We start from the raw sequence: 22,240 nt of genomic DNA on the forward strand, positions 1-22,240 counted from the left end.
TCAGTACTATTCCTGTGCAGAAAGGGCCTCAATTACGCGGCGGATTGCAGGAACTTTTTCGCTGTCTGGAGCAACCTGAATTGATTTTTCAAGGTAACTGATTACTACAGCATTGTCTGCAATACCAGCAGATGCAGCAAGATATGCAGCTGTATAAATAGCTTCCTGTCTTACTTCAGCTGGAACTGTTTCTTCATTTTCAAGATCAAGATATGCCTGAATTGCAGCCTTTGCATCACCATTGATTGCAGCAAGATTTGATCTGATATCTGCAGAAGCGTAAACATATTTACCAACAAGACCTGTTGTATTTGAAGGATCAATCTTCTTTACTGATTCAATCAAATCGATAAGGAAGAGTCTGTAGTCAGGTGCAGTTGCTTCATAAAGCTCATCAATTGCAGTTACCTTTTCTTCGGCATTTCCAATTTTTGTCTGATAAATCATCTTGTGAATATCTTCAATTGAAGAAGCCTTTTCATCAAGAATAGCCTTAAAGCCTTCTACTGTGCGGTTCTCATCATCATAGAAAAGTCCGTTGATGAGGTATTGTTCCTTTGAAAGAATATAAACTACTGGAGTCTGCTGAACGTTGAGTTTTGCAGCATACTTTGTATTCTTCTGAATTAAATCAGCCTGTCTTTCTGCAGCTTTCTTTTCTGTAGCCTTAGCATCATCTTTTACAACTGATGATTCATATGTTGACTGAGAAAAGTCCATGCAAACTACTGCAAACTTTGATGCAATATCAGTTTTGAAAGCTGGAGTGCGAACAACCTTATTAAGGAAGTCTTCGCTCTGTAAATCATCACCTTCGATTGTAACGATGATCATGATATCCTGATTATTTTTTTCAGCAGCTTTTACTGCATCATCAATATCATAATAGCAGCCGTTTGCATCAACACTGGCATTTCCACAGCTGACAAAGAGGATTGCAGCTGTAGCAAAAATTGTAAGAAGTTTTTTAAAGTTTTTCATTTTGTTTTTCCTTAGTTTTTATTTGAAGTATGAAACGCCGGCTGCAAAGAGGTTTTCACAGGTTGTTTCACTTTCGTTTGTAAGTGGGCTTCCACCTACGTTCTTGAACAGGTCAAGAGATGCGCCGTTTACTTCCATGCCTACGCCACGCTCTGAATGTCCCATCTTTCCAAGAACGTGTCCGTCTGGAGATGTGATACCTTCGATTGCGAATGCAGATCCGTTAGGGTTATCCGGCTCAGAAATTGCAGGACGTCCGAACTCGTCAACGTACTGTGTGAATACTTGTCCATTTTCGAACAGTCTCTTAGCTGTTGCTTCATCACAAACAAAGCGTCCTTCTCCGTGAGAAATTGCGATGAGGTGATTTCTCTGGTCGATTACGCTTGGGTGCATTGCCCATGGTGAAGTTGCAGATACGATACGTGTACGTACAATGCGTGAAATATGACGGTTGATTCTATTGTATGTCAAAGTTGGCATATCAGGAGTCATATCGCAGATTTCACCGTATACAGCAAGACCTGTCTTAACAAGAGCCTGGAAACCGTTACAGATTCCAAGTACAAGACCGTCGCGCTTTTTAAGAAGATTCATAACTTCTTCGCTGATGTTTCCTGCCTTGAGTACGTTTGCAATAAACTTTGCAGAACCATCTGGTTCATCGCCTGATGAGAATCCACCACTGAGGGCAAGAATCTGTGCGTCGCGAAGTTCGCGTGCGAGGTTATCAAGAGATTCTGTAAGCTGAGCCTGTGTGCGGTTCTGGAGTACGAGAATCTTTGTTTCTGCACCTGCAAGGTTGAAGGCACGGGCCATATCGATTTCGCAGTTTGTTCCCGGGAATACAGGGAGCAATACCTTTGGACGGCTTGTTGGCTGAACAAAGGCTGGAGCCTTACGGATGTCTGAAAGTGATTTGTGAACATCTGTTGCCCATTCTGGGAGTTTTGGCTGCTCTGGAACACCACTAACACGTGGGAATACTTCCTTGAGCTTATCTTCCCATTTATTTACACAGTCATAAAGGCTGATTTCAACTTCTGGATTTGTAACGCCGCCAAGCTTTGCATTCTTGATTACGATTGCAGGCTTATCAGTTGTCATACCAAGCTGAACGAGGGTACCTGGCACAAAGGCTGCCTTTTCAAACTCTGGTACATGAGCTGATGGAACTTCTACGATGATGTTTCCGTAAGTTGGAACGAAGAGATTTCTCAAGGTGGTTTCGACAGGCTCAACCACCGATGCGTCAATCTTGGCACCAACCATGTTACCCATTGCCATCTTTGTAACAGCTTCTGCAATTCCACCAGGTCCTACAGGATACATAGCGGCAATGCGGCGGGCCTTATTGAGCTCGTAAAGTATATCTGAGTTTTTAAGGAAGGTTTCGTAATCTGGTTCGAGAAGGTCTGAATAAGGAACCTTTACCATATAGATATTGTTTCCGCTTACCTTGAAAGAACCTGAAAGTACGTTTGGAGCTTCGTCGTGTGTTACGGCAAAACTTACAAGTGTATGTGGAACGTTGATATCTTCAAAAGTACCAGACATTGAGTCCTTACCACCGATAGAAGCACAACCAGATTCAACCTGTGCATCTACAGAACCGAGAAGTGCTGCTGCAGGATAACCCCAGCGCTTTTCGTTTACTGCACGACCAAAGAATTCCTGGAAGCTCAGGCGGCTTGTGCGAGCCTTACCACCAATACAAGTGATTTTTGCAAGTGAGCTGAGAACTGCAGTTTTTGCTCCGTGCCATGGAGACCACTGACCAACACGTGGGTCAAAGCCGTATGTCATGAGACTGGCAGTTGAAGTTTCACGCGGTGTCATTACAGGAATCTTAGCAGACATACCTGCTTCCGGTGTATTCTGATATTTTCCTCCATATGGGAAAAGAACTGTGCTTGAACCGATTGAGCCGTCGAAGCGTTCGCCAAGACCGCGCTGTGAACAACATGCAAGGTCATTGATGTTTGCAAGCCATGCGTCTGTAAGATGATTCTTTACACAGCCTTCGCACTTAACAGGCTTGTCGAGTTCTGCGGCAACTGCCTCGAGAGGGTTCAGCAATGGAGACTTAGCAGGCTCAGCAGGCTGCTCGATAAGAGCAGTTGCTTCATGATGAGCACCAGCAGCGTCGAGGAACTCGCGACCGAGGTCTACGATAGTCTTTCCGCGCCACTTCATAACGAGGCGGTTTGTATCTGTAACTGTTGCAACAACAACAGCGTTTAAGTTTTCTTTCTTTGCTTCTTCAATAAAGCGTTCTACATCAGCCTTGCGAACAACTACAGCCATACGTTCCTGGCTTTCTGAAATTGCAAGTTCTGTGCCGTTCAAACCTTCGTACTTCTTTGGTACTGCATCAAGGTTGATATCAAGACCAGGAGCAAGTTCACCAACAGCAACAGAAACACCACCGGCACCAAAGTCGTTACAGCGGCGAATCATAAGGCTTACTTCTTTATTGCGGAAGAGGCGCTGAATCTTACGCTCTTCAACAGCGTTACCCTTCTGAACTTCGGCAGCAGCAGTTGTAACAGATTTTACAGTGTGAACTTTTGAAGAACCTGTTGCACCACCAATACCGTCGCGGCCAGTACCACCACCAAGAAGAATGATGATGTCGCCCGGCTCAGGACGTTCGCGGATAACTGTATCTACAGGAGCGGCAGCAATTACAGCACCAAGCTCCATACGTTTTGCGGCATAACCCGGGTGATAGATTTCTTCTACCTGACCAGTTGTAAGACCAATCTGGTTACCGTAACTTGAGAAGCCCTGGGCTGCTTCGCGGCAGAGCTTAATCTGAGGGAGCTTTCCCTTCATTGTAGCGCTGAGTGGTACAGTTGGGTCTGCGGCACCGGTAATACGCATTGACTGGTAAACCCAGCTGCGTCCAGAAAGAGGGTCACGGATAGCACCACCAAGACAAGTTGCAGCACCTCCGAATGGTTCGATTTCTGTTGGATGGTTATGAGTTTCGTTCTTGAACATCATAAGCCAGCGCTCTGTAGCGCGTGGGTCGTCAGCTGCCAATGGCTTTCCATTTTCATCAGCTGTGTAATGTACGTCTATATAAACCGAACATGCATTGTTTTCTTCAGAAACTTCCATATCTTCAAGTTTTCCGTGCTTCTTGAGATACTTCATTCCGATTACAGCCATATCCATTAAGCAGACTGGCTTGTCTGTACGGCCTGCATAAAGGTCAGTACGCATGTTGTTATAGTTTTCAAGTGATTTTTTGAAGAGCGGTGCATAAAGACCATCTTCAATTTTGATATCTTTAAGTTCTGTAAGGAAGGTTGTGTGACGGCAGTGGTCAGACCAGTAAGTATCGAGTACGCGGATTTCTGTTTCTACAGGGTCGCGTCCTTCGCCCTTGAAATAGTCCTGAAGGAACTTGATGTCTGCGAGGTCCATTGCAAGGCCCATCTTGTTACGGTATTCATCAAGCTCTGAATCATTCATTTTGATAAAGCCTTCAACAACAGGAATGTCTGCAGGCTCTTCTGAATGCATCTTCAAAGTTTCTGGTTTTGTATCATCTGTAAGACGAGAATCTACAGGGTTTATAAGGTAGTTCTGAATCTTTTTGATTTCTTCATCTGAAACATCACCCTCAAGAAGAACGATTTTTGCACAGCGAACTGCAGGAGGTTCTGTAAGAGTTTTTACTCCCTTAAGACCTGCACGGAGCAAAGAAAGACACTGCTCAGCAGAGTCTGCACGCTGATCGTACTGTCCAGGAAGGAATTCCCAGATAATCTCACGGCCACCGTGTTCAGGTAACTTTTCTGTAAAAACAAAGTCACTCTGTGGCTCAGAGAAAATGCGTGTTGCTGCAATTTTTGCAACTTCTTCGCTTACATTTTCAATGTCATAACGATTGAAATAACGAACTGCTTTTACACCTGCAATTCCCAAAAAACTGTTGATTTCTGAAAGATAACGGCGCGCCTCGTTTTCAAAGCCTGGGCGGCGCTCTACATATAAACGATACATAGAGCGATTATATCAAAAAAGAGACCCCGAAACAAGTTCGGGGTGACAGAAGTTTTTAGAAGCGGTAGGTACCGGTTGTTATTGTGCCGCCGTTTGAATAGATGTCGAAGTTTACGGACTTCTGAGCAGCGGCCAGTTCTTCGTAGAACTCGGCGAGGGTTGTTACCTTCTTGCCGTTTACTGCAGTAATAACGTCGCCGTTCTGGATACGAAGGCTTGCTGCAGGTGATTTTTCTTCTACATTAGTTGCAATTACACCCTTAACCTTCTTATCATCAATTTTAAGCTGCTCACGAGCCTTATCTGTAAGAGGGCTTGCAATAAAACCAGGCCACATCTTACTGTTGTTGATATCGCTTTCGTTTGCACGCTCTTCAATCTTTACGATAATATCTGAAATCTTTTTACCGCCACGGATTACTGTAAAGTTTGCAGTAACTCCTGCTTCAAGATTACCAATATCACGAACAAGCTGATTTGTAGATTTTACCTTCTTGCCGTTTACTTCAATAATATAATCACCAGGTTTGATTCCACCCTTGAAAGCTGGTGAGTTAGAGAATACTTCGGCAGCAAAAGCACCTTCAATTCCATTTACACCAAGATCATCTTTATATTCAACAGGAATGTCGAGAAGTGAAACACCTACCCAACCATAAACAACCTTACCCTTCTTGATAAAGGAATCGATTGCAGACTTAAGGTTATTGATAGGGATTGCAAAACCAAGACCAACTGATCCACCAGAAGAAGAAGCAATCCATGTGTTGATACCAATTACTTCACCGTAAATATTTACAAGCGGTCCACCAGAGTTACCCTGGTTGATTGCAGCATCTGTCTGAATATAGTCGCTGATTGCAGACATGTGACTTTCAGAACGACCAACGGCACTTACAATACCCTGAGTTACAGACTGGCTGTATCCAAGAGGTGCACCAAAGGCCATACAGATATCACCAGGCTGAACCTTATCTGAATCTCCAAGTTTTGCTACAGGAATAGAACTGTCTTTTGATTCGAATGAAACAAGTGCAACGTCGATACGGCTGTCTGCACCAACGAGTTTTCCTTCGAACTCACGGCCATCATTAAGTTTGATGCTGATTTTTGTTGCAGAACCGGCAACGTGGTTATTTGTAAGAACATAGAAAGTGTTTCCTGTTTTTCTTACGATTACACCCGAACCAAGACCTTTTGATTCATATTCGCGCTGATTTTTATTACTATCATTATCATCTCCATTTCCTCTCTGACCAAAGAAAAATTCAAATGGATTTGACATGCCACCGAATGGATCTGTATAAGTTTTTGTCTCTGTAACATCAACTTCTACAACTGCTGGAAGCATTGTATTAGAGATTGAGCGGAAGGAATTCTGGAGTGCCTCTACTACGCTTAAAGAAGCATCAGATGTCTTTTTAGGAGGATCTGCAAAAAGTGATGCAGATAATAAAAGCAACATTGAGGCTGCTGCCAGTACCTTAGTCAGTTTTTTCATTTATTTTATCTCCTCAAAATTTTAGATATTTTATTAAAGCGCTTACTTTAAATATAACTAAAATTTTGAGAAAAGGTAACATAAATGTTTTCTTATTTTTTGTAATCCAGCGCGGTGAGGACTTCGTTGTGGTCTTCGAAGACGGCAACTGTATGCTCTTCGTGACAGCTTACCTTGCCATCTGCAGTAAGAATTGTCCAGCCGTCATCAGCCTGCTCTACTTCTGGAACACCAAGGTTAATCATTGGTTCAATTGCAAGTACCATACCAGGTTTGATTCTTGGGTTCTGACCGCGGAACGGACAGTTTGGAACACTTGGATCTTCATGAACATCAAGACCAACTCCGTGTCCGCAGAAATCATAAACAACACCATAGCCGTGGCGGGTTGCAATATCATAAACTGCATTTGCTATGTCGCTGATGCGGTTGCCAACTACACAGGCAGCAATTCCGGCTTTAAGACATTCTGCAGTTACTTCCTGAAGTTTACGAACTTTAGGATTTACATTTCCAATTAAAAGAGAATGAGTTGTATCGCTGATGTAACCGTCCATATCGATTCCAACATCAATACTTACAAGGTCACCATCTTTGATAATGCGTTTTTTAGAAGGGATTCCGTGGATAACTTCGTCGTTAATACTGATACAGGTAGCTCCAGGGAAGTCTTCACGCCACCATGCTGGCTTACCACCGTGTGCAAGCATATAGTCTTTAAACATATCGTCTACCTGTTTTGTAGACATACCGGCTTTTATCTTTGGAATGAGTTCGTTAAACATATCTGCGGTAATGTGACATACCTTACGAATGCCTGCGATTTGTTCTGGTGTTTTCAATTGTATCATATTTGATTCCTTCTTTATGAAAGATTTTAACACTTTTGTGATTTTTGGGGAAGAGTTTTTGTTAGAATTATCTAACAAGCTTTTATCCACCGAGTTTCTCTGATTCCCGTAAACAGATTTCAGCAGTAGAGAGATCTCCGAGGCGGCGGTATTCTTCACTCATTTTACGGAGGAAGAAAGCGTCGTTTTTAGAACCAAAGTTGAGATCAAGAGCACGTTCAAAAACGTCCAAAGCAAGTTCATCGGAAATTACGCAGTCTATATTTTTTTTGAGGATGTTCAGAGTAAAATCCATTACTTCAGGGAAGAAAATATAAAAGTAATGATATGAGTATTCCATCTGGATAATCTGTTCCAGAAGAATGATTGCATCATAATATTCACCGCGGATTACAAGCTCTTCTGCAAGAATGTAACCATAGTCCATAAAGTCTTCGCGGGTAAACCATTTCTTGAGGGAAAAATCTGCATGATTCATCTGCATGCGTTTGAACTCAGCAACTGCTTCATCTTCCTTCTGATGCATGAGAGTATAGAAAATCAGCTTGGCACGACTTTCTTCATCTGTGCGGGCAGAAAGCCAGTCATAATAATTGAAGGTGTCTGCATTTTTGTAGGATCGTTTTACGCGGATAAAGAAAGATTCATCGAAAATTGAACGCTGGCGGATATCTGAAAGTACTCGGTACGCCTGCACTACTTCGTTGAATTCATCACGATGAGTTGGATCTCCCGAAAGATCTGGATGGAGAAGTTTTACTTTTTCACGATAGGCACGTTTAATTTCGGCAAGAGTTGCATTATGTCGAACACCCAGAATCTTGTAAAAATCTTTCATTACAATTTTTTAGAATATTTTGAAGATTTTTTCAATATCAGGCTTTTGAATAATCATTACAGGAACTTTTGAATGAGCAAGCACTTCACTCTGATCTATAGAAAGGACATTACGTTTAAGGTTATGGTGATTTTCGTCTTTTTCGTTTCCGCCAAGAATTATGAGGTCTGCTTCATATTCATCTGCCGCGCGCAAAATCTCCGTAAAAACACCACCGTTGCGAAGCTCCGTCTCACACTTTATTCCCTTAGATCCCGCAAGCATCTGCGCATAAGCAAGGTAACGCTCGCCATCTTCTTTAAGACGCTCTTCGTAATCATAACGTTCATCAGAAACGAGGAACTTATTCATAGAAAGGTATTTTACAGTAGCGGTATCTACAACGTAAACGAACTTAATGGAAATATTGTAAGTTCTGGCCATCATAATAGCGTACATCGATGAGTGAACCGATGAACGGTGACCGTTTACTGCGACAATCATTTTCTTAAAAAAACTTTTCGCCATAATATCTCCGACGTCTTTGTCTTTTACAATTGTAACACGTCTTTTTATTTCGCGCCATTTTTTTTCTTCAGTGCTTTAAGTACAAATACATTCTCGCGGTCGCGCTCTTCAAGGACACTTTCAATATAAGCCTTGGTCTCCCGCGCCTGCGGAATAATCATCTTATCAAGAGCATTTACACGGCGCTGAGTTTTGCGAACCTCTTCTGCAAGTCGCCATACAATTGTTCTTATCGACGCCATCTGTGTAAGCAAAAGCAGCAGTTCAAAGAAACTGTTGATGGTAGCATCCATATTTGCATCTGTACCGACAAAAGAATAGAACAGTTCTTTTTCCGGCATGATAACGTCGATAGTTGGGAACGACATACCGCCAATATTTACACGCTTTTCTGTAAAATCAAAATCATAATGAACGGCATGAGAAATGCGTTCAATCTGGTCGGCACCGTCAATCATGAGCATGCGCTTAAATGCCGGGTATGCTTTTTCAACCGCCTCATCAATATCCTTTTCCAGAAGTTTTACGCGTTCAACAAGGTGCATAAGTTCACGCACAAGGATTTCGCGTTTTTCTTCAAGAAGCTCGTAGCCGTTGGTAGAGACCGCGAGCTGCTCTTTCATCATGAGAAGGTTTGATTTTGTTGGGGCGATGTTTAGTCTTGCCATAGCTTAGATCCTGTAACTTGTGTTTTCGATACGGCTTCGCCTACTCAACCACCGGCGGCAGATACTTCTCAATAAACTCAGGCTTGATACGGGTGAGCTCTTCTTTTGGAAGTTCGGCAAGGATTTTCCAGCCGATGTCGAGAGTCTGCTCGATTGTGCGGTCTTCGTATTCGCCCTGAGCAAAGAACTCTTCTTCAAGGCGCTTACCAAAGTGAAGGTATGCACGGTCGAGTTCGCTCAATTCCTCTTCACCAATAATCGCTGCAAGGTTACGGATAGACTTTACCTTTGAGTACGAAGCAAAGAGCTGGCTTGAAACGTTAGCGTGATCTTCGCGGGTCATGTCCGGACCGATACCGTCTTTCATCAAACGGCTGAGGCTTGGAAGACCAGCAACTGGAGGATAGATTCCTTCCTGGAAAAGTTCACGGCCAAGTACAATCTGACCTTCGGTAATATATCCGGTAAGGTCTGGAATAGGATGAGAAATATCATCGTTAGGCATTGTGAGGATTGGAATCTGAGTAATTGAACCTTCGCTGCCTTTTACACGGCCGGCACGCTCGTAGAGTTCTGCAAGGTCTGAATAAAGGTATCCAGGGTAGCCCTTTCGTCCAGGAACTTCTCCACGGGTTGTAGAGATTTCGCGGAGGGCTTCACAGTAGTTTGTCATATCTGTAAGAACTACAAGTACGTGCATTCCCTTTTCAAAGGCAAGATATTCTGCGGCTGTAAGTGCACAGCGTGGAGTAATAATACGTTCAATAGAAGGAGCGTCGGCAAGGCTCTGGAACATAACTACGTTTGCAAGAACTCCGGACTCTTCAAAGGTGTCTACGAAGAATTTTGCAACGTCGTATTTAATACCCATGCCGGCAAAAACCATTACGAACTTTTCGTCTGAGTTACGAAGCTTTGCCTGGCGAATAATCTGAGCAGCAAGCTTGTTATGTGGCAGACCGTTTCCAGAGAAAATAGGAAGCTTCTGTCCGCGTACCAGAGAGTTCATTCCATCAATTGAAGAAATACCTGTCTGAATAAAGTCTCTTGGATAAATACGCGCATACGGATTCATTGGGTTTCCGTTTACATTGCGCTTTTCACTGCTGACAATTTCAGGGAAGCCATCGATTGGTTTTCCAAGTCCGTTGAAAACACGACCAAGAAGTCCCTCGCCTACACGAAGTTCAAGAGGTTCTTCGAGGAATTCAAATGTTGCTTCATCAAGGTCGATTCCGGTTGTAGAACCGAAAATCTGAACTACAACTGCTTCTTCAGAAATATCAACAACCTTTCCTGTACGCTTTTCGCCAAGGCGGTCGCGTACACAAACGGTCTCATTATAAAAAACATTTTCGGTGCGTTTGAGGACAACGATTGGTCCGTCTACAGAAGTAACACCACGATATTCAATACCTTTCATTCCGCACCTCCCTATTTATACATTCGCTCAATTTCACTCATCTGATTATCAAGACGAGTTTTGATTTCGTTGATTTTGTCAATCTCTTCATTTTTGTAAACCATTTTGATTCGGACAATTTCATCACAAACAGGGAGAGCTGCAACCTGTGTCAAAGGTGCACCCGCCTTAATGCAGGCAAGAGCACGCTTGTAATAAGTCATCATCAGTTCAAGGATTGCAATCTGCTTATCTGTTGAACAGTACTTATCAATATCATCAAAAGCATTCTGCTGAAGGAAGCCGTTCTTAATCATTTCTGCTGTGCGCAAAACAAGACGTTCTGCATCAGGCAATGCATCTGGTCCAATAAGGCGGACAATCTGCTGAAGACGGTTTTCATTTTTCAAAAGCTCAAGTGCTTCCTGACGCAAAGTTCCCCAAAGAGGATTATGAACTTCCCACCAGTCCTGAACTTCTGAAGCATATTCTGAGTATGAATCAATCCAGCCGATAGCAGGATAGTGACGTGAGTTTGCAAGCTCGCGGTCCAGAGCCCAGAAACAGCGGATAAAGCGCTTTGTATGCTGAGTAACAGGCTCAGAGAAGTCACCACCCGGAGGCGAAACCGCACCGATAACAGATACTGAACCTTCCTGTCCTTCAAGGCTGATTACACGGCCAGCACGTTCATAGAACGAAGCAAGACGGGTTGGAAGGTATGCAGGGAATCCTTCTTCGGCAGGCATCTCTTCCATACGGCCAGAAAGTTCACGGAGAGCTTCGGCCCAGCGGGAAGTTGAGTCTGCCATGATTGCAACATGCATACCCATATCACGGAAGTATTCTGCAAGTGTGATTCCCGAATAAAGGGAAACTTCACGGGCAGCTACCGGCATATTAGAAGTATTTGCGATGAGGATTGTTCGTTCCATGATAGAACGACCAGTGCGTGGGTCAATAAGTTCAGGGAACTCTGTGAGTACCTCTGTCATTTCGTTACCGCGTTCACCACATCCGATATATACGATTAAGTCTGCATCACACCATTTTGCAACGGCATGTTGAGTCATTGTTTTTCCAGTTCCAAAGCCGCCAGGAATAGCAGCTGTACCACCCTTCGAAAGTGGGAAGAAAACATCGATTACACGCTGACCTGTAATAAGTGGTTCTGTAACACCAAGCTTCTGGCTGTAAGGACGAGGCTTACGAACAGGCCAGTACTGAGCAAGTTGAATCTCTTCATCAAGTTCAGTAGTGGCAATTACATCGTTTACAGTGTAGTCACCAGTTCCCTTAAAGGTTTTAATTGAGCGGCCACGGATTGTTGGAGGGACCATGATTTTTTCTGTGATGGACTGAGTTTCTTTTACAGTTCCCAGTACCATACCAGGTTTAATAGGAGTTCCCTCTCCTACACCTTCCGCAGCATCAAAATGCCATACTTTACTTTCGTCCAGAGGCTGAGTCCTTTCACCCGGCAGAAGGAAGCCGCCAGAGTGTTCATACATTGCCTGAAGAGGACGCTGAATACCATCATAAATATTTCCTACAAGGCCAGGTCCAAGACGTAATGAAAGAGGACGCTGTGTACACACAACCTTCTCACCGATGTGCATACCTGTATCTTCCTCGTAAACCTGAATTGTAGCATTGCCTTTATTCTGACGGATGATTTCACCAATCAGCTTTTTCTCGCCTACATCAACTACATCATAAAGACCACAGCCGTCGAGTCCTTCTGCATAAACAATAGGACCAGAAATGCGGGTAATCTTACCTTCTATCATAAGTCACCTCCAAACAAGGTGGCAGAAAGTTCTGCTCTGTTTTTATCAAGAAGCTTTTCAATTACTTCGTTTATAGTAAGGCGCCAACGGAAATTTTTATCTTCAGATTCAAGAATAATTCCTTCCGGTTTAGCAAGACCTAAATCTTCCTCTAAAACAGCAGCACCGAATTTTGTCTGGGTGCAGGAAGCAAGGTGAGAACTGAGTTTTTTAGAAAGGAACTTCTTTGCAGCATCCAGTGAAAAACCGTAAACGTAAGCATTGAGTTTCTGCTCTGTATTAAAGTCAAAGCCACGGGCAACAAGCTCAAGACGCTTTTCTTCTGAGAGTCCTTCAAGATATTTATTTATATTCTGTATAACTGCATTCTGAATAAAAGAAACCTTAAAACGCTCCTTTTCCAAAGGAACAACAGCTTTTCTGTCTGTTTCAAAAGCATCCAGCTTACGTGCAAAAAAATCTTTCTTTTCTGCAGCAGCCTTTTCAATATCTGCTTCAACTGAAGAGATCAGCTGTTCACAATCGCGGTCGGCCTTCTGAAGCATACGTTCTGCTTTCTTACGTGCGTCCGCCTGAATCTCTTTATCCAAAATATCTGTAGATCGTAATTCCTGCATTCTAAACCTCAAACCTCAACGCCAACGGCTTCTTTGATTGCATCTGAAAGGGTCTTTTTGCCCTTGAGATGTCCGTTCAAGCCGGGCACTTCAACTATCAGAGGAAATTTTCCTGTTTTCTGCCATGCGATTTCTTCGTCCTCAATCTGACTGGCAGCCTGCTCTGTTAAAATGAGTACGCGGGGAATCTCCCCAGACGGAACGTTTACAATACCACCTTTGCCAGTAACGCGGTTAAACGCATCTAAAACTTCGGCACGGGTTTCGGCTGCTGTTCCATCAATTCCAGTCAGCTTAAAGGCAAGGACAATTTCTCGCTCGCCAATAATATAAAATTTCACTTGCGGATATCTGGGTTATTTGAAAAGAATAAGAACACCTACGAGCATTCCCCAAAGACAAATACCTTCAGCAAGACCTACGAAAGGAAGAGCCTTTCCTGAAAGTTCAGGATTCTCGCTCATTGCGCCCATAGCAGCAGCACCGATTTTACCTACGGCCATACCACCAGCGATACATGCAAGACCAACAGCAATTGCAGCTGCGAGGTATTTAATTGCACCAGCAGAAGCAGCAGCAGCTGCGGCATTAGCGTCCTCAGCGAACATTGCAGCTCCCATTCCAAGAATTGTAAGGAAAGAAACGAACTTCTTCTTCATAATTTATACTCCTATATTTTATGACGGTTTCGATACGCCTTTCGGGCTACTCAACCACCGTGATATTATATTTCAAATTTAAATGGCTTAAATTCTCTACCAGTTTCGTGGAAGAACTTGCTGAAGAATTCGTAATACTGAAGACGTATTACCTGAATTGCAACGATCATTCCTTCCAGAACAATAATCAGCGCATTACCTGCAATCAGAACGATGATTCCGCCAATAGTTCCCTGACCACCAACCATTTCGGTAAGAGTCAGAATTGTAAAGTTCAGAACCGCGTGAGAAAGAGCAAAGGCGCCGACACGCACAAAGCTTACTGTGTTTGAAAGATAACCTGAAACTACTTCAATCAGTTCAACAGCTCCTGAAATAATGTAAGTTCCAAAGCCGTTTTCAAACAGTGGCTTTTCATGATTTGCTGCACGCTCAAAAGGTTCGGCAAAGGCAGCAAAGAAAAGTGAAACAATAATGATGATGATGTCGTAGGCTGCAATTGCATGCTTTGCAAGAACAATGCGAAGAACAAGTGCAATTACATACCAGAAGAACACAGCACCAGCAAGTCCGTTTTTACCAAGGAAGGCCTCTGCAAAACGCTTGCGTGAAATATTGTTGATGATGTTCAAAAGAAGTCCGCAGGTATTGATTACAAAACCAATTGCTACGGCAACTCCAAATACACCAAACATCACATAAATTGATTTAGGGTCAGCAGAAGGCATAAGCTTTAAGATTGGAGCATGTGGAGTTCCAAACAAACCTGTTACCCACTCTGCAAACGGTTCAAGAACGTTTTCTGTTCCAAAGAACTCGCCGGTGAGCAAGCCCATGATTGAACTTGAAATACCAATTGCCATGAAAATCGGAGCAAACTTATTCCAGCCGCCAACCTTAATTACGTTGAGTGCCATAAGGATTCCGGCGATAAGGAATACAAGGCCCTGTCCGCAGTCACCGAACATAATTCCAAACAGGATTGTAAAGAATACGGCAACGAATGGTGTCGGATCAATTGCACCGTAAATCGGTGAACCGTAAGAGAAAATCATTCTCTCAAAGCTCTTTACAAACTTTCCGTGCTGGAGCTTTACAGGAACCTGTTCCTTACCCGACATTACGCTAGGTACTTCAAAAGGTTCATAGGCACGGATTGCAATGCGGCCCTCGGTGAGCTCGTCGAGGCCCTTCATGTAATTTTCAGTCTCGGCAGCTGGAATCCAGCCGGTAATGCGGTATACGAGCTCGGTAGATTCAAGGCGTGCAGTAATTGCTTCAATCTGAACTGCAATTGTAAAACAGCCAAGAAGATGTTCTAACTGAGCACGGTGTGTTTCCGCAAAATTATTTTTTTCTGTAATAAGTTCTTCGAGCACCTTATCTGCTTCGGCTTTCTTTTCTTCAAGACCTTTAAGAGCAGACTCTGGAACTCCCTTAAAATCAGAAGGAACTTCAAGTTCTACAAAGTTATGATTTTTAAGTTCTGCATCAAGTGCAAAGCGGCCCTTCTTAGAAGATGCAACAAGCACATGAGAAGAATCATTTCCAAGTTTGATTACAACGGCAGAACCTTCAAGACGGTCCTTCAAATCTTCATACTGATTTTCCGGAATACGTCCAATTCTCAATGAAAGGAATGAAAGATGTTCGAGTTCTGAATAAGAAACCTTAAGATTAGAAAAAGCCATTGCTTCTTTATAGGCATCATTTACCTTATGGGCTTCATCTGTTGCTTCTGAAATCTTTGTCTTAAGGTCTGAAAAAGCAGCAATAAGATCTGCGGCTTTTTTGCGATCTTCATCTTTAGGAGCACTGCAATCTTTTATTCCCTGCAGGCCACCTTCGTAACCAAGTTCTGTATATGCCTTTGAAAGACTCTCATAAAACTGAGAATCAATATTCAGTGATTCTTCGTTTGCAGCATCTCCGGAAGCAGAATCCTTAAGCTTTGTCTGAAACTGGAAATTTTCTTTTTTACCTATATATTCGATTACAGATGAAATATCATTCTTAAGCACCATAAGCTCAAGAAGTTTCATCTCTGCTGTTCTAGCCATTCACTCCTCCTTGCGGCTGTTCTGCATCGTAGAGTCCGACTGCATCCATAGCCTCTTCGGAATTCACATTTAATCTTATACTTTCAACAGCTGTACGTATACAGCTTAATTCAAAATTCTTCATTTTGTACCAGCCGATAATGGAACAAGGATCATTAGGGAACTGATGGAAAAGTTTACTTGCTTTTCTGTTAATTTCCACACGATTACGGCGCTCAATCCAGATAGGATCAATCTGCCATACCTGTCCATCAACATGCGGGTTCACCAGAGACGAATATCTCCAGTTACTCCATGGTTCATATTCATCAAGAGGCCAGTCCAAAATCTTAATAGCTGGAGCGGCAACAGGATCTGAGTGACCAGGCTTATCTGTTACATAAATCAGATTGCGGATAATATCCTCTTCCTTCATATTATAGAAAAGTCTAAGGCGTAAAACCCAGACAATATTTTTAATGATGAATTCCTGACGATAAATATCCAGCAAGGCCTCGCTTGCTTCACCCTTCTCTTTCTGAGCAGAATCCCACAGATGGCGGCAAACCTGAATATCAATTTTGAACTCAAGCTTCTGCTGTTCATGAATTCCTGGAACTTTATTATACCATGAAAAAGCTGTTCCTTTGGTAAGTTTTTTGATATCCGGCCAGGCTTTATAATTAAGAGAAGAATATTTTCCAAGGTCTATCATTTTTGGAAGATTCTGTTCTTCCTTGCACAAAGAAGCTCCAATTTCCTTAAGATTTTCTCCTTCAAAAAGAAGAAGCTGATCTATAAGAACAGGCTCTGGAGTATCGTAAGCATCAATAAATTTTACGTAATTATTAATAAAATCAGAAAAGGCTTTTTCTTCAATTTCCTGAGAAAGCAATACCTCTGGAACAAGAGGCGGCTGAGTCTTAAAAAGAAGAGTCCATAACTCTCCAAGACTCTTTGCTTCAAAAAGAAGGCGGGCTTTTTTGTTTGTGAAAGATTTTCCTAAGATTCCGTTGGCTTTAGCAAAAACAAAGGCATCTGCACCAGACTTATCCATAACGGCACTCCCCAATCAAACTGGCTTATGAAAATATAAGCTTGTCTAACAGTGACGAAAAAGCCTCGGAATTCTGAGGTTTTGCAGCAAGTGATTCTTTATACGAATCTATGTCTTTTTGATATTTATCTGCAATTTGCTGATGATTATTCTGATATTCAACTTCGAGTTTTGCCGCTATTTCATCGTAGCGGGTTTTATAATCGGAATTATATTTTGCGCGGGCTTGTGAAAGGCGTCTCTCTGCTTCCATTGCAGCGTCATTTATAAGTGTTGACGCATTTTTTTCTACTTCAAGCAGATGATTGATGGCATCGATTTCTGAATTGTTTTCAGCCATATTTTACGCCTCCTGTAACTTTACATTTCCATTGACTCTATAAGGTCGTAAACTTCCTGTGAAGTCTTGGCCTGTAAAACATTATTAACAAAATCTTTATTACTAACCAGTTGAAGAATATCTCTAAGCACATGTAAGTGGGTTTCTGTATCTTTTTCTTCAAACAGGATTTCAAAAATTACATTAACTACAGGATGGTCAGGATTAGTCTCTGGTTCAGGTGAGTCAAACTCAATTCCTGAACGGCTGATTCCAACAGCAACCAGAGTGTCCCCCGCAGAATTACACAAAGCATGGGGAACTGCAACAAAAGGTAGTACAGCAGTACTCATTTTCTCTTCCCTTGCAATAAGGGCATCCATTGCTTCTTTTCGATTCAATTCAGGATGTTTAGCAACCAGAACTTCCAGGAGCTCTGCAAAGCATTCTTCTTTTTCTGTGCTTTCCAGAGCAACTTTAATAGAAGCAGGAGAAATGAAACTGCTGAGCATTCAACGCCTCTTATTCAGCAGATTCTGATTCAGTCCACCATTCACCTGCAGCAGACTCAGATGCAGCATCTGTAGTTTCTACTGTTGTAGGAATGAGGTCTTTATCAAGCTTTGGCTTTTTGTTTGCAAGAGCAAGGCCCAAAGAAAGAGCGAAGAACAAGAAAACCAATACGAAAGTTGTTTTGGTAAGAACACTAGCAGAATGTGAACCGAAAGCAGCAGTTCCACGACCACCGAGAAGTCCCATTCCGTTTTCACCGTCGTCCTGAATTGAAACGAGCAATACCAGCAAAAGACAAACGATTACAAAAAATACCAGAAGAACAACACCAATTGTACCCATAATTTATTTCTCCAAAAATTTTTAATCAAATAAAGTGTTATTATTTTAGTGAAAAAGGCCGTTCTCGTCAATTGTTTTAGACGCACACTTTACCTGCAATAAAAAGGCCGGAACGGCAGCACCGCCCCGGCCTGTATAGTTTTTTTTACTGCTTTTTATAAGCAATTATCAAGCTTATTTATTTTTTGTAATCGCACAAACAAATGAGTAAAGTTTATCAACCCCGTTAGCATCAGGAATTGTTGCAATTACCTGAACTTCATATACACCATTAGCGATTGCATTTAATTTTTTGAATGTGACAGTATTTCCATCATCTTCCTCTGACACCTCTCCCCTTGGATAAAGAATTGTTACTTTTACATGTGTTACACCTTCATCATTAACTGTAATTATAAGATTTCCATTACTTGTAATAGTATTGGCGCTATTAACAACATCATCACCAGATGCAGTTGTAATTGTAACATCTTCAAGTTCGCCATAAGTATCATTAATTTCATAATTAATAATTGAACTTTCATTATAATTAGCTGTTACAGCAACATTTCCAAATTCAGAAACTTTTGTAACTGCTGTACCTGCAGCATTTTTCCAGCTCTGCCATGGGTGATGACCATTAGTAAGCTCTGGGTAACCTGTTGCAGCAGGTGTAAGAAGAGTAATATCAGCGTTCTTAAAGATTACAAAGTCATTATAAGTTCCTGTAATTGCTCCAGAAGATGCAGAAAGCTTAAGAGAACCACCATTAAGATCATAAGCAATCTTCATAAGGTTGATAGCTTCAGTGCCATAAGCAGTATTTGCTCCAACAGCATTTCCATTTGCCAATTCAATTGTAGATGCAACTGATGCTGAATCACGACTCTTAGAATCAGAAGCACCAAGGAAGTTTGCAGCCTTAATAGAAATCTCAAACTTCTTTCCAACAGGAAGTTTTACAATACAATATTCTGAACCAGCAGCAAGAGTACCGTCTACCCGGCTAGCACTTTCAAAGAATATTTCTTTTTTTGTCTCAGCATCTGTTGTATTTGTGAAAATCTTATATGTAACAGGAGTTGTTGCTGTAACATCATTAATAGTAAGCTCAAAGTACTCTTCATTATGAAGTTCAGCACGTGTCCATGTAATAAGAGCATTATAATAATTTCCTGTTACAGACTTGTTCATATAGTAAGCAGAAAGAGCAGTTGGAGCAGAAGGTTTCTTCATTAAGATATCACCAAGTGCAATTGTATCCTCATTTGTTGTTGTACGGCCAGGAGCAATTACTACGATATCTCCCCATGTACCAATGTTTGCACCATCATGATTTTTGAAGTAAATACGGAAGTTATAGCGACCAGGCTTAACATTAGAAACTGTATAAGAGAACTTTCCTTTATCATCTCCAGTACAAGTACCTGTCTTTAATGTTGAAGTACCAGTTGTACCAATAATTATTTCATTAGTGTAAAGGTCATAAAGAGCAGCTGCATAACTTTCAGCAAGTCCATCTTCATCTGTAAAGGTTCCGCTCAATGATACTCCACCGGCAGTTTCTAAACCTTCAGCAGAAAGCTTAAAAGTGATTGGAGCATTACTTGCAGGAGCACCGTTTCTAAAATCAACACGGCGACGGCCCTGTAAAACAGGAGTTGTATCTGAAGTATAAGCTGTAAGTGTCAAATACCATACATCATAAGTAAGTTCAATTGTTGCAGTACCATCACTCTTAAACTCAAGTGTTTTTTCAGTAAAAGAATCATATGATTCTGACTCACCTTTGATGGTAATTTTAGAAAAATCAGCTGATGTAATTGTTCCTGGATTTACTGTACGAGATACATTTCCAGAAGGACCATTATAACCATCAATACCGATTGTAAGAACAACCTTACCATCATCACCAGAAACCGTAGCATCATTGCCAAGGTTTGAACATCCAGCAAACAGCATTAATGCTGCTGCAGCCATCAAGAAACTTTTAACAAATTTCTTCATTTTTCTACCTCCGACCGGATTAATTCCGGTTAATTACTATAATTAAAGCAGTGTCTATATATTCCATTCCCGATGAATCGGTAACGGTTAATACCAGAGTTGTTTCTGTATCCATTTTGATATCTTCGCCAGGCATAAAATCATAAATACGCTCTGAGCATACAGATTCTGTTTTTGAACCATTTTCATCTTCTGTCTGCAAGGTCCAGTCATATTTTTCCCCACCCTTTGGAGCTGTAAGACTTGAAGCATAATCTTTTATGAACGTATATCTTTTTTCCAGCATCTGATCTGCAGAAAAAGATGCATCTGTAATTGATTTTTCTAATGGAGGAGTTGGTTCAAGTGTAAAATATTCTGTATTAAAATCCTGAAGCATTTTGTCATAAGAAGAATCACAGGCTGTAAACATAAGCACAGAAAGAATCATCAAAATCATCATTAAAACATGCATAATCTTTTTCATTTCTTTCCTCCAAGATAAAACACATAACCTGCATAAACCGCCGGACTCACTTTTCCTACTGTGTCGTATTCACAATTAATATCAAAAGTAAATGCCTTGATCTGCATTCCTACGCCTACACTCATAAATAATGAAAAGACAGGTTTTCCAACTGCAGAACCTTCATTTGTAATCAGAGCAATGCTTGTCATCTTTGCGCCAATTTTTACATCTGTAATAATCCGAATATCTTTTTTCCATGGAGTTACTACATAGCCGGCAGGAACATATACTGTTGCAGCCATTAAGTTTGGAGCAGACACATCATTTCCATTAATTTTGTACGTTTTAGGAAATTCTTTTCTCGGAAAACCCATACTCAAATTAAGGCCGCCGCCAACAAAGAAAGGTGAAATTTTGTCTGAGTATAAATATTCGCCGCGCAAATCTGCACCTATCAGATAAGGCTTATTCAGATAATTTGCTCCGGCGCAAACGGAAATGCCCTGGAATCTGCTGGCAGCAAAACCGCTTCCTCCGGCTCCGCCTACCCCTTTTCCAAGAAGACTTGAATCTGTAACAAGCATTGAAGAATCATCTAAATATGGTTGAGGTTCAAGAAGAGTAACAACGCCATCTGAATAAGCGGCGTACATTATATCTGCGGTAAAATTGAAATCAAAAGTTGTAAAATCTGTACTTGAAGGAACAGTAACTACAGAAAGCGGGCGGCGAGAAGATATGCTGTAAATCATAACTTCATCTTTATCATTTCTTACTGCAATAAGGTCTGGATCTTTTAATGGCTTGAGCGCTGTTATAGGACGGCCGGTAAGAATTGAATAAAGCGTGTTGCCGGAAAAATCTGAAATGCGGAAAGAGTTTCTGCTATCAAGACTTACTACATATACAGAGTCTTCCGTAAAATACACCGGAACGCGGGCCCTGGAATAAATACCTTTCAGATGCGTAATTTTTGAACTTGTATAACTGTTCCATATATACGCTTCTCCATCTGTAGAAACAGTAGCAAGATACTCACCATTTTTACTGAACTCAAGACCATAAACCTGCGTTTTGTGAGTTGTGATTGTATGGGAGATTGAACCGGCAGTAACACGAAGACGGAAATGAACCTGAACAGAATTATCATTAAAAGCAGCTGCAATATAATCTGAATTATTGCTGAACGAAATTGCTGTAAGAGCTTTACGGCCGGTTACATCTGCACAGTCTGCAGAATAATAAGGCTCCCCATCTTCACACTGCCAGTGTTCATCGGAATATAAAAGCTTACGTACAATAAATTGTCCATCTTTTGTGATTACTGCAAAAAACTCATTATCCCCTTCTGAATAAAAAGAGATCTTAGAAACCTGTTCGTCATAAAATTTACAGACTATTGAGAAATCTTTTGTATCGTAGATTGTAATACTGCTGGAATCTGAGGCTGCGATTAAAGTTCCGGATGTGTTTTCACAGATTTGCTGAATTCGACCTTCACAGGCAGTAAATTCTGTTGCGTAGAAGACAGAAAAATATAAGAAAAAAACAGAAATAAAAAGAGAAGACTTTTTTCTCATAAACTCATCCGAAAAAAAACGATTTTCCAATGAGTGATTGTAACGATTAACTAAAACCTTGTAGTGAGTAACAACGCATAAAAAACGGTGAATTTTTCACAATTCACCGTCAGTGCGTCATAAAA

General features: G+C 41.5%; 20 protein-coding genes. All 20 read right to left on the reverse strand.

The window, feature by feature from the left end:
* Window positions 1–6 precede the first annotated feature (6 nt).
* Complete coding sequence (locus tag BM161_RS05660; RefSeq protein WP_074931034.1) at window positions 7–981, reverse strand: thioredoxin domain-containing protein; 975 nt, start codon at window positions 979–981, stop codon at window positions 7–9.
* Window positions 982–999: 18 nt separating this feature from the next.
* Window positions 1,000–4,998 carry a phosphoribosylformylglycinamidine synthase gene (locus tag BM161_RS05665; protein ID WP_074931035.1) on the reverse strand — a complete coding sequence of 1,333 codons (3,999 nt, stop codon included), beginning with the start codon at window positions 4,996–4,998 and terminating at the stop codon, window positions 1,000–1,002.
* Window positions 4,999–5,053: 55 nt separating this feature from the next.
* Window positions 5,054–6,499: a Do family serine endopeptidase gene (locus BM161_RS05670; protein WP_074931036.1), complete on the reverse strand. Its 1,446-nt coding sequence runs from the start codon at window positions 6,497–6,499 to the stop codon at window positions 5,054–5,056.
* Window positions 6,500–6,591: 92 nt separating this feature from the next.
* Window positions 6,592–7,350: a type I methionyl aminopeptidase gene (gene map / locus BM161_RS05675; RefSeq protein ID WP_074931119.1), complete on the reverse strand. Its 759-nt coding sequence runs from the start codon at window positions 7,348–7,350 to the stop codon at window positions 6,592–6,594.
* Between the two features lie 82 nt (window positions 7,351–7,432).
* Entirely contained in the window at window positions 7,433–8,188 is a 756-nt protein-coding gene (locus tag BM161_RS05680; protein WP_074931037.1) for a J domain-containing protein, read from the reverse strand.
* Between the two features lie 9 nt (window positions 8,189–8,197).
* Window positions 8,198–8,695 carry a universal stress protein gene (locus BM161_RS05685; RefSeq protein ID WP_074931038.1) on the reverse strand — a complete coding sequence of 166 codons (498 nt, stop codon included), beginning with the start codon at window positions 8,693–8,695 and terminating at the stop codon, window positions 8,198–8,200.
* Between the two features lie 44 nt (window positions 8,696–8,739).
* Window positions 8,740–9,363, reverse strand: coding sequence for a V-type ATP synthase subunit D (locus tag BM161_RS05690; RefSeq protein WP_074931039.1), 624 nt, complete (start codon window positions 9,361–9,363; stop codon window positions 8,740–8,742).
* A 40-nt stretch (window positions 9,364–9,403) separates the two neighbouring features.
* Window positions 9,404–10,786: a V-type ATP synthase subunit B gene (locus BM161_RS05695; RefSeq protein ID WP_074931040.1), complete on the reverse strand. Its 1,383-nt coding sequence runs from the start codon at window positions 10,784–10,786 to the stop codon at window positions 9,404–9,406.
* Window positions 10,787–10,797: 11 nt separating this feature from the next.
* Complete coding sequence (locus tag BM161_RS05700) at window positions 10,798–12,555, reverse strand: V-type ATP synthase subunit A (protein ID WP_074931041.1); 1,758 nt, start codon at window positions 12,553–12,555, stop codon at window positions 10,798–10,800.
* A complete protein-coding gene (locus tag BM161_RS05705) occupies window positions 12,552–13,172 on the reverse strand; it encodes a V-type ATP synthase subunit E family protein (RefSeq protein ID WP_074931042.1) in 621 nt (206 codons plus the stop codon). Before BM161_RS05705 ends, BM161_RS05700 begins: the two co-directional genes overlap by 4 nt.
* An 8-nt stretch (window positions 13,173–13,180) precedes the next feature.
* Complete coding sequence (locus tag BM161_RS05710) at window positions 13,181–13,513, reverse strand: V-type ATP synthase subunit F (RefSeq protein ID WP_074931043.1); 333 nt, start codon at window positions 13,511–13,513, stop codon at window positions 13,181–13,183.
* Window positions 13,514–13,528: 15 nt separating this feature from the next.
* On the reverse strand, window positions 13,529–13,831 hold the full coding sequence (locus tag BM161_RS05715; protein ID WP_074931044.1) for an ATP synthase subunit C: 303 nt from the start codon (window positions 13,829–13,831) through the stop codon (window positions 13,529–13,531).
* Between the two features lie 65 nt (window positions 13,832–13,896).
* Window positions 13,897–15,891, reverse strand: a complete 1,995-nt coding sequence (locus BM161_RS05720) for a V-type ATP synthase subunit I (RefSeq protein ID WP_074931045.1) — start codon at window positions 15,889–15,891, stop codon at window positions 13,897–13,899.
* Window positions 15,884–16,927, reverse strand: coding sequence for a V0D/AC39 family V-type ATPase subunit (locus BM161_RS05725; RefSeq protein WP_074931046.1), 1,044 nt, complete (start codon window positions 16,925–16,927; stop codon window positions 15,884–15,886). The genes BM161_RS05720 and BM161_RS05725 overlap by 8 nt, the downstream gene beginning before the upstream one ends.
* 25 nt (window positions 16,928–16,952) lie before the next feature.
* A complete protein-coding gene (locus BM161_RS05730; RefSeq protein ID WP_074931047.1) occupies window positions 16,953–17,267 on the reverse strand; it encodes a hypothetical protein in 315 nt (104 codons plus the stop codon).
* A gap of 20 nt (window positions 17,268–17,287) precedes the next feature.
* The gene (locus tag BM161_RS05735; protein ID WP_074931048.1) at window positions 17,288–17,758 is read right to left on the reverse strand and encodes a PTS sugar transporter subunit IIA; all 471 of its coding nucleotides are present in this window, start codon (window positions 17,756–17,758) and stop codon (window positions 17,288–17,290) included.
* A gap of 10 nt (window positions 17,759–17,768) precedes the next feature.
* Entirely contained in the window at window positions 17,769–18,101 is a 333-nt protein-coding gene (gene secG, locus BM161_RS05740) for a preprotein translocase subunit SecG (protein WP_074931049.1), read from the reverse strand.
* A gap of 174 nt (window positions 18,102–18,275) precedes the next feature.
* A complete protein-coding gene (locus BM161_RS05745) occupies window positions 18,276–20,087 on the reverse strand; it encodes a hypothetical protein (protein ID WP_074931050.1) in 1,812 nt (603 codons plus the stop codon).
* A 19-nt stretch (window positions 20,088–20,106) separates the two neighbouring features.
* On the reverse strand, window positions 20,107–20,553 hold the full coding sequence (locus tag BM161_RS05750; RefSeq protein ID WP_074931051.1) for a hypothetical protein: 447 nt from the start codon (window positions 20,551–20,553) through the stop codon (window positions 20,107–20,109).
* Window positions 20,550–22,115 carry a WD40 repeat domain-containing protein gene (locus BM161_RS05755; protein WP_074931052.1) on the reverse strand — a complete coding sequence of 522 codons (1,566 nt, stop codon included), beginning with the start codon at window positions 22,113–22,115 and terminating at the stop codon, window positions 20,550–20,552. The genes BM161_RS05750 and BM161_RS05755 overlap by 4 nt, the downstream gene beginning before the upstream one ends.
* Window positions 22,116–22,240: the final 125 nt, after the last annotated feature.

The organism is Treponema bryantii, from assembly GCF_900113965.1.
GTDB lineage: Bacteria > Spirochaetota > Spirochaetia > Treponematales > Treponemataceae > Treponema_D > Treponema_D bryantii_A.

What these genes read in the sequence shown, in the direction of transcription:
- BM161_RS05660 (WP_074931034.1), bottom strand. Translation starts at nt 981, where the DNA reads ATGAAAAACTTTAAAAAACTTCTTACAATTTTTGCTACAGCTGCAATC.
- BM161_RS05665 (WP_074931035.1), bottom strand. Translation starts at nt 4,998, where the DNA reads ATGTATCGTTTATATGTAGAGCGCCGCCCAGGCTTTGAAAACGAGGCG.
- BM161_RS05670 (WP_074931036.1), bottom strand. Translation starts at nt 6,499, where the DNA reads ATGAAAAAACTGACTAAGGTACTGGCAGCAGCCTCAATGTTGCTTTTA.
- map (WP_074931119.1), bottom strand. Translation starts at nt 7,350, where the DNA reads ATGATACAATTGAAAACACCAGAACAAATCGCAGGCATTCGTAAGGTA.
- BM161_RS05680 (WP_074931037.1), bottom strand. Translation starts at nt 8,188, where the DNA reads ATGAAAGATTTTTACAAGATTCTGGGTGTTCGACATAATGCAACTCTT.
- BM161_RS05685 (WP_074931038.1), bottom strand. Translation starts at nt 8,695, where the DNA reads ATGGCGAAAAGTTTTTTTAAGAAAATGATTGTCGCAGTAAACGGTCAC.
- BM161_RS05690 (WP_074931039.1), bottom strand. Translation starts at nt 9,363, where the DNA reads ATGGCAAGACTAAACATCGCCCCAACAAAATCAAACCTTCTCATGATG.
- BM161_RS05695 (WP_074931040.1), bottom strand. Translation starts at nt 10,786, where the DNA reads ATGAAAGGTATTGAATATCGTGGTGTTACTTCTGTAGACGGACCAATC.
- BM161_RS05700 (WP_074931041.1), bottom strand. Translation starts at nt 12,555, where the DNA reads ATGATAGAAGGTAAGATTACCCGCATTTCTGGTCCTATTGTTTATGCA.
- BM161_RS05705 (WP_074931042.1), bottom strand. Translation starts at nt 13,172, where the DNA reads ATGCAGGAATTACGATCTACAGATATTTTGGATAAAGAGATTCAGGCG.
- BM161_RS05715 (WP_074931044.1), bottom strand. Translation starts at nt 13,831, where the DNA reads ATGAAGAAGAAGTTCGTTTCTTTCCTTACAATTCTTGGAATGGGAGCT.
- BM161_RS05720 (WP_074931045.1), bottom strand. Translation starts at nt 15,891, where the DNA reads ATGGCTAGAACAGCAGAGATGAAACTTCTTGAGCTTATGGTGCTTAAG.
- BM161_RS05725 (WP_074931046.1), bottom strand. Translation starts at nt 16,927, where the DNA reads ATGGATAAGTCTGGTGCAGATGCCTTTGTTTTTGCTAAAGCCAACGGA.
- BM161_RS05730 (WP_074931047.1), bottom strand. Translation starts at nt 17,267, where the DNA reads ATGGCTGAAAACAATTCAGAAATCGATGCCATCAATCATCTGCTTGAA.
- BM161_RS05735 (WP_074931048.1), bottom strand. Translation starts at nt 17,758, where the DNA reads ATGCTCAGCAGTTTCATTTCTCCTGCTTCTATTAAAGTTGCTCTGGAA.
- secG (WP_074931049.1), bottom strand. Translation starts at nt 18,101, where the DNA reads ATGGGTACAATTGGTGTTGTTCTTCTGGTATTTTTTGTAATCGTTTGT.
- BM161_RS05745 (WP_074931050.1), bottom strand. Translation starts at nt 20,087, where the DNA reads ATGAAGAAATTTGTTAAAAGTTTCTTGATGGCTGCAGCAGCATTAATG.
- BM161_RS05750 (WP_074931051.1), bottom strand. Translation starts at nt 20,553, where the DNA reads ATGAAAAAGATTATGCATGTTTTAATGATGATTTTGATGATTCTTTCT.
- BM161_RS05755 (WP_074931052.1), bottom strand. Translation starts at nt 22,115, where the DNA reads ATGAGAAAAAAGTCTTCTCTTTTTATTTCTGTTTTTTTCTTATATTTT.